This window comes from Luteitalea sp., from assembly GCF_022842525.1.
Taxonomy (GTDB): domain Bacteria; phylum Acidobacteriota; class Vicinamibacteria; order Vicinamibacterales; family Vicinamibacteraceae; genus Luteitalea.
Map to the genome: position 1 here is coordinate 1 of NZ_JALHPM010000281.1, position 5,845 is coordinate 5,845.

Genomic DNA, 5,845 nt, shown 5'->3' on the forward strand with positions numbered 1-5,845 from the left:
GCCTCGTCGTCTGGCCCTCCTGGCGCAGGACTCGAGGGTGCGCCGCCGCCGGCCGCAGATGGCGCTGGGGGCGGCGGGCCGGGCTCGCGGCTGCCCGTCAGCCCCGATGGCGCCGGCGAGGCGCCGGGTTCGACGAGGATCGATGGGGGCAGGCCCTGGACGACCAGGGTCGGCGGCGTGGATGCGGCTGCCGCCTGCGGTGACGTCCGAGGCACCCGTGGCACCTGCTGCGCAGCCTCTGCAGGCGGCGCGTCCCCCGTGCCGGACGGTCGCGGCGTCGGGGCCGTCACGAGCTCGGGGCGCGCGCGCGTGTCCGCGACCGGCGGCGTGGTCGGCGCCTCTCGAGTCCGTGAGGCAGGCAACGGCCGCTCGTCACTCGTCACCGGGCGGGCCGGTGTCGGCTCGGGTGGTGGTGTCTCTCGTTCGAGGCCACCGCCCACCCAGGCTGCGAGCACACCTGCCGCGATCGCACTGCCCACCCCGGCCGCGAGGGAGAGGGGCCGGCGGAGGACGTGGCGCTCCTCTGGGGCGTCCGCTGCTCCGCCTGGCACCCTGGCCGTCGAGTGAGGCGTGGCTGGACCGCTGGCCTCGACGGTGGGGTCGAGTGCCCGCGACCAGATCAGCGGATGGCCCGACGCGGGTGTCGTGCCAGCGGCACCCGATGGGGTCAGCCCGGCCGCCGCCTCCGGACTGAGGCGTGCCGCGACCCGGAGCAGGTCGGTCCGCATCGCCTCCAGATGCGGGTAGCGGTCATCCGGCGCGCGCGCCATGGCCCGGTCGACGACGGCGCAGAGCTCGGGGTCGAGATCCGGCTGCACCTGCTGCAGGGGGTCGGCCCCGCCATGGACGATTCGGTAGGTGAGCGTCGCGAGGTTGTCGCCGGGGAACGCCTGCCGGTAGGCGAGCAGCTCGTACAGCACCAGGCCGACCGCGAAGATGTCACTGCGGTGGTCGAGCGCCTGTCCCGTAATCTGCTCCGGCGACATGTAGTTCAACGTCCCGACGATGTTGCCGTGCATCGTCAGGCCCAGGGTGGCGCCAGGGTCGGCGCCGCGGGCGATGCCGAAGTCGAGCAACCGGAGGGTGCCGGTGCCGTTGGCCACCATCAGGTTCGACGGCTTGACGTCGCGGTGGATGACGCCGTTGCGATGGGCGAAGGCGAGTCCGGCGCAGAGGTCGGCGGCCATCTGCAGCTTGCGGTGCAGGCCCCACGCCGCCCGGCGGCGAATGGCGTCGGACAGGGGCTCGCCATCGATGTGCTCCATGGCGATGAACAGCGCGTGCTCGTGCTCGCCGACGGCATAGATGGCGACGATGTTGGGGTGCTGCAGCCGCGCGACGATACGGGCTTCGCGGCGGAAGCGCTCGCGCTGGTCGGCCGAGTCGGCCCGCAGGACCTTCAGGGCGACCTGGCGGCGGAGCGCGGGATCGACCGCGAGGTAGACCGTACCCATGCCGCCCTGCCCGAGGACGCGGACGATCTCGTAGTGGCTGATGTGGGAGGGCAGCTCGGTCATGCGCAACGACGGGGCGACGGCTGCCCCTGCAGGGGGTTAACGCTGGCCGGAGGGGAACCGCATGCGCCGGGAGCCGGAAGCGCGGGGTCGACCGTCATAATAGGGCCGGGACCGTCCCGGTCCTTCGATGGGAGAGTCGAGATGCAGTTGAGCCTGCGTGGGTGGCGTGGGGTCTGCGCCGCCGTGGTGGCCTCGGTGATGGTCGGGGTGGGGTCGGTGTCGGCCCAGGACCTGGCGTCGTTCGAGAAGCGCCTCACGGTGCACACCTTGCCGAACGGGTATACGTTCCTGATCCTCGAGCGGGCCGGAGCGCCGGTGTTTTCGTTCGCCACGCGCGTCGACGTCGGGTCGGCGCAGGAAGTGCCGGGGATCACCGGACTGGCGCACATGTTCGAGCACATGGCGTTCAAGGGCACGCCGCGGCTCGGGACCAAGGACTTCGCGAAGGAGAAGGTCGCCCTCGACGAGCTCGAAGCGGCCTACCAGGCCTACGAGCGCGCCCGCGCCGTCGTCAAGCCCGACCAGGCGGAGGTGGACCGCCTCCTGAAGGTGTTCAAGACGAAGGAAGCGGCGGCGCTGGAGTTCGTCGTGCCCAATGCCTTCGACGAGGCGGTGTCGCGCGAAGGCGGCGTCGGTCTCAACGCCGGCACCAGCGCCGAGGCGACGACGTACTACTACTCGCTGCCCAGCAACAAGTTCGAGCTGTTCGCGTACCTCGAGTCCGAGCGCTTCCTGCACCCCGTGTTCCGCGAGTTCTACAAGGAGCGCGACGTGGTGATGGAAGAGCGTCGGCAGCGGACGGAGAGTCAGCCTATCGGCAAGCTCATCGAACGCATGCTCGCGACCGCGTTCCTCGCCCATCCCTACAAGCAGCCGACGGTCGGGTACATGAGCGACCTGCAGCGGTTCACCATGACCGATGCCGAGGCGTTCTTCCGCACCTACTACGTGCCCGCCAACATGGTGACCGCCATCGTCGGCAACGTGAAGGCCGCCGAGATCATCCCGATCATCGACAAGTACTTCGGGCGCTTGCCGAAGGGCGAGAAGCCGCCGCCGCTGCGCACGCTCGAACCGCCTCAGGCCGCCGAGCTCTCGATCACGCTGCGGGAGAAGGCGCAGCCGATTTACATCGAGGGCTACCACAAGCCGTCGGCCCTGCATCCCGACGATGCGGTGTACGACGCCATCGCGGAGATCCTCGGCCGCGGTCGAACCTCGCGTCTCTACACGTCGCTGGTCGAGAAGCAGAAGGTGGCGGTGCAGGCGCAGGTCGGCGGCGGTCTGCCCGGGGTGAAGTACCCGCACCTGTTCGTGGCCCTCGCCGTGCCGGCGCGCGGGGTGAGCAACGACAAGGTCGCCGAGGCGCTGCATGCGGAGCTGGCCCGGATGTCCAGCGAGGATGTGACCGATGAGGAGCTGGCGCGGTTCAAGACGCGCGCCAAGGCCGATCTCATCCGGTCCCTCGACAGCAACAGCGGCCTCGCCGAGCAACTGGTGACGTATCACACGCTGACGGGCAGCTGGCGCGACATCTTCACCTACATCGAACGGACCGATGCGGTGACCAAGGCCGACATCCGACGGGTGGCTGCCGACGTGTTCAAGGCCAGCAACCGCACGGTCGCCCGGCTGGAGAACGAGGCGGCGCCTGCCGCGGGAGGAACGCGATGAGCCGCGTATCCGTGGGGCTCGCGTGGTCGACGCTCGTCCTGGCGTGTCTGGTGCCGACGCCAGCCGAGGCGCAGGTCGCCACCGTCGATCAGTTGAAGTATCCGGCGCTGCCGGCGTTCTCGCTGCCCAAGCCGACGCGGACGGTCCTGCCCAACGGCCTGGTCGTGCTGGTGATCGAGGATCACGAGTTGCCGCTCGTCAGCGTGTCGGCACGCATCCGCACCGGGTCGCTGCTCGAACCGGCCGACAAGGTCGGGGTGGCGAGTCTGACGGGATCGCAGATGCGGGCCGGCGGGACGCAGGCGCTGACGCCTGACGCCCTCGACCGGTATCTCGAAGGCCGCGCGGCCTCGATCGAGACCGGCATCGGCGACGACTCGGCGTCGGCGGGCATGAGCGTGCTGAAGCAGGACTTCGCCGAGGTGCTGCAGGTCTTCTCCGACGTGCTGCGCCAGCCCCGCTTCGACCCGGCGCGTCTCGACGTGGCCCGGCGCAGCATCGAATCCGGCATCGCGCGGCAGAACGATGACCCGAACTCGATCGCCAGCCGCGAGTTCCGCGAGCTGATGTACGGCGGCGATACGCCCTTTGCCCGGCAGGTCACGTACGCGACCCTTCAGGGCCTCACCCGCGACGATCTGGTCGCCTGGCACGCCAGGTATTTCCATCCCGACCAGACGATCCTGGCGGTCCACGGTGACATCACGACGAGCGAAGCCGTGGCAGCGGTGACCAGGGTGTTCGGCACCTGGCCGCGTGGCCCGAAGCAGGCCATCACCTTTCCGAATCCACGGCCCACGTCGACGGCCGGCGTGTACGAGGCGGTGAAGAGCGACGTCGCGCAGTCGTCGATCCGCATCGGCCACATGAGCACGCTCAAGAGCACGGACCCAGACTACTACGCCGTCCAGGTGCTCAACGAGGTCCTGAGCGGGAGCTTCACCTCGCGGCTCTTCTCCACCGTGCGGACCAAGAAGGGCCTGGCCTATTCCGTTGGCGGCGCCGTCGGCAGCAGCTACACCCGCGTGGCGCCGTTCTCGATGAGCACGAGCACCAAGACCGCCACGACCGCCGAGACGATCGAGACGCTGATCGGCGAGGCGCGACGGATCATCGGCGAGCCCCCGACGGCCGAGGAGATCACGCGCGCCAAGCAGTCGATCCTCAACTCGTTCATCTTCAACTCGGCGACCACCGAGCAGGTCCTCGGCCAGCAGGTCACCTACGAGTACTACGGCCTGCCGACCGACTGGCTCGAGCGGTATCGCGTCGGCATCGAGAAGGTCACACCCGCCGACACCGCCCGCGTCGCGCGGCAGTACATCAAGCCCGAGCAGTTCGCCATCCTGGTGGTCGGCCCGACCGAGGGACGCGACAAACCGCTCGGCACGTTCGGCGCGGTGAAGACGCTCGACATCTCGATCCCGGAGCCGCCCTCGGCGGCACCCGCCACACCCGCGGGCGCGGTCACGCCAGCGGCGGCGGAGGCGGGACGCGCGTTGATCGGACAGCTCGTCGCCACGATGGGGGGCGCGGCAGCCGTCGACGCGGTGAAGGCGTACCGCGAGGAGACCACGGTGGCGGCCACGACCCCACAGGGGGACATCGAGTTGCAGTCCGTGATGGTGGTGGCGCCGCCCGATCGGCTCCGTCAGGAACTGGTGACACCGATGGGGGCGATGACCATGCTGATCAGCGGCGCGTCCGGGACGGTGCAGGGCGGGCCGCAGGGATCGATGCCGTTGCCGGAGGCGCAGCGCACGCAGATGCTGAAGCAGGTGCAGCGGTCGCCGATCTTCCTCGTGCAGCGCCGCAGTCAGCCCGGCTTCACGGCCGTCGCGGCCGGCGACGGCAAGGTCGGCGAGACTCCGGTCACGATCGTCCGGGTCGAGGTCGACGGCGACACGGTGACGCTCGGCATCGATCCGAAGACCGGTCAGCTGCGCAGTCTCCTCGCGCGCGGCACGGGCCCGACCGGGGCACCGGCCGACGTGCTCACCGAGTTCGACGACTACCGTGCCGCCCCGGGCGGCCTCACCGTGCCGTACGCCCGGCGTTCGATGCTCGGCGGCACCACGGCGCAGAAGGTCACCGTGACGCGCATCGAGGTCAACCCGACGCTGGCTGCCGACGCGTTCGGGCCGGCGAAGTAGGGCATGCCGGCCACTGCCGCTCCGCCAGGCGTCACGTACGTGCACGGACTCGTGCGCCCCGTCGGGGTGCACGTGCCGCGGGACTGGTACGTCCCGAGCGATGCGTTCGGCTGGCGGGCCGTGGTGGTGCTGTTCGGCGTGCTGCTCGGGGCCGTGGCGAGCCTGCCGTGGCTGGTGGACCGCTGGGGGCTGCTGGCCATGGCGCCAGTGCTGCCCCTCATCGGGGCCTACGTCTACAAGCTGACCATCCTGATGCACGAGTGCTGTCATCGCACGCTGTTCCGTGCCAGGCCGACCAACGACCTCGTCGGCCTGGCGTGCGGGGGCGTGCTGGTCACCAGCTACGATGCGTTCTGTCGGGCGCACTGGCAGCACCACCGGCACTGCGGCACCGAGGAAGATGGGGAAGAGTCCGATTACCTGACGCTGCAGGATGCGTCGGCGTCCGGGCTGGTCCTGCACCTGCTCAAGCCCCTGCTCGGCGTGCAGGCGGCCCGCATG

The 5,845-nt window shown here is 70.2% G+C and carries 4 protein-coding genes; 3 read left to right on the top strand and 1 reads right to left on the bottom strand.

What is annotated here, in order from left to right:
- Positions 1 to 1,517: serine/threonine-protein kinase (locus Q0C41_RS29200; RefSeq protein WP_291990171.1), on the bottom strand; the 1,517-nt coding region annotated here is incomplete at its 3' end.
- A 141-nt stretch (positions 1,518 to 1,658) separates the two neighbouring features.
- On the opposite strand from Q0C41_RS29200, the gene Q0C41_RS29205 reads away from it, so the two are divergent.
- The 3 genes from Q0C41_RS29205 to Q0C41_RS29215 all read left to right on the top strand — a co-directional run.
- The gene (locus Q0C41_RS29205) at positions 1,659 to 3,191 is read left to right on the top strand and encodes a pitrilysin family protein (protein ID WP_291990173.1); all 1,533 of its coding nucleotides are present in this window, start codon (positions 1,659 to 1,661) and stop codon (positions 3,189 to 3,191) included.
- On the top strand, positions 3,188 to 5,344 hold the full coding sequence (locus tag Q0C41_RS29210; protein ID WP_291990175.1) for a pitrilysin family protein: 2,157 nt from the start codon (positions 3,188 to 3,190) through the stop codon (positions 5,342 to 5,344). Before Q0C41_RS29205 ends, Q0C41_RS29210 begins: the two co-directional genes overlap by 4 nt.
- Positions 5,345 to 5,347: 3 nt before the next feature.
- The coding region (locus tag Q0C41_RS29215) for a fatty acid desaturase (protein WP_291990177.1) at positions 5,348 to 5,845 on the top strand (498 nt) is incomplete at its 3' end.

Excerpts from the sequence above, each read along its gene's own strand:
- Q0C41_RS29205 (WP_291990173.1), top strand. The coding sequence starts at position 1,659 with ATGCAGTTGAGCCTGCGTGGGTGGCGTGGGGTCTGCGCCGCCGTGGTG.
- Q0C41_RS29210 (WP_291990175.1), top strand. The coding sequence starts at position 3,188 with ATGAGCCGCGTATCCGTGGGGCTCGCGTGGTCGACGCTCGTCCTGGCG.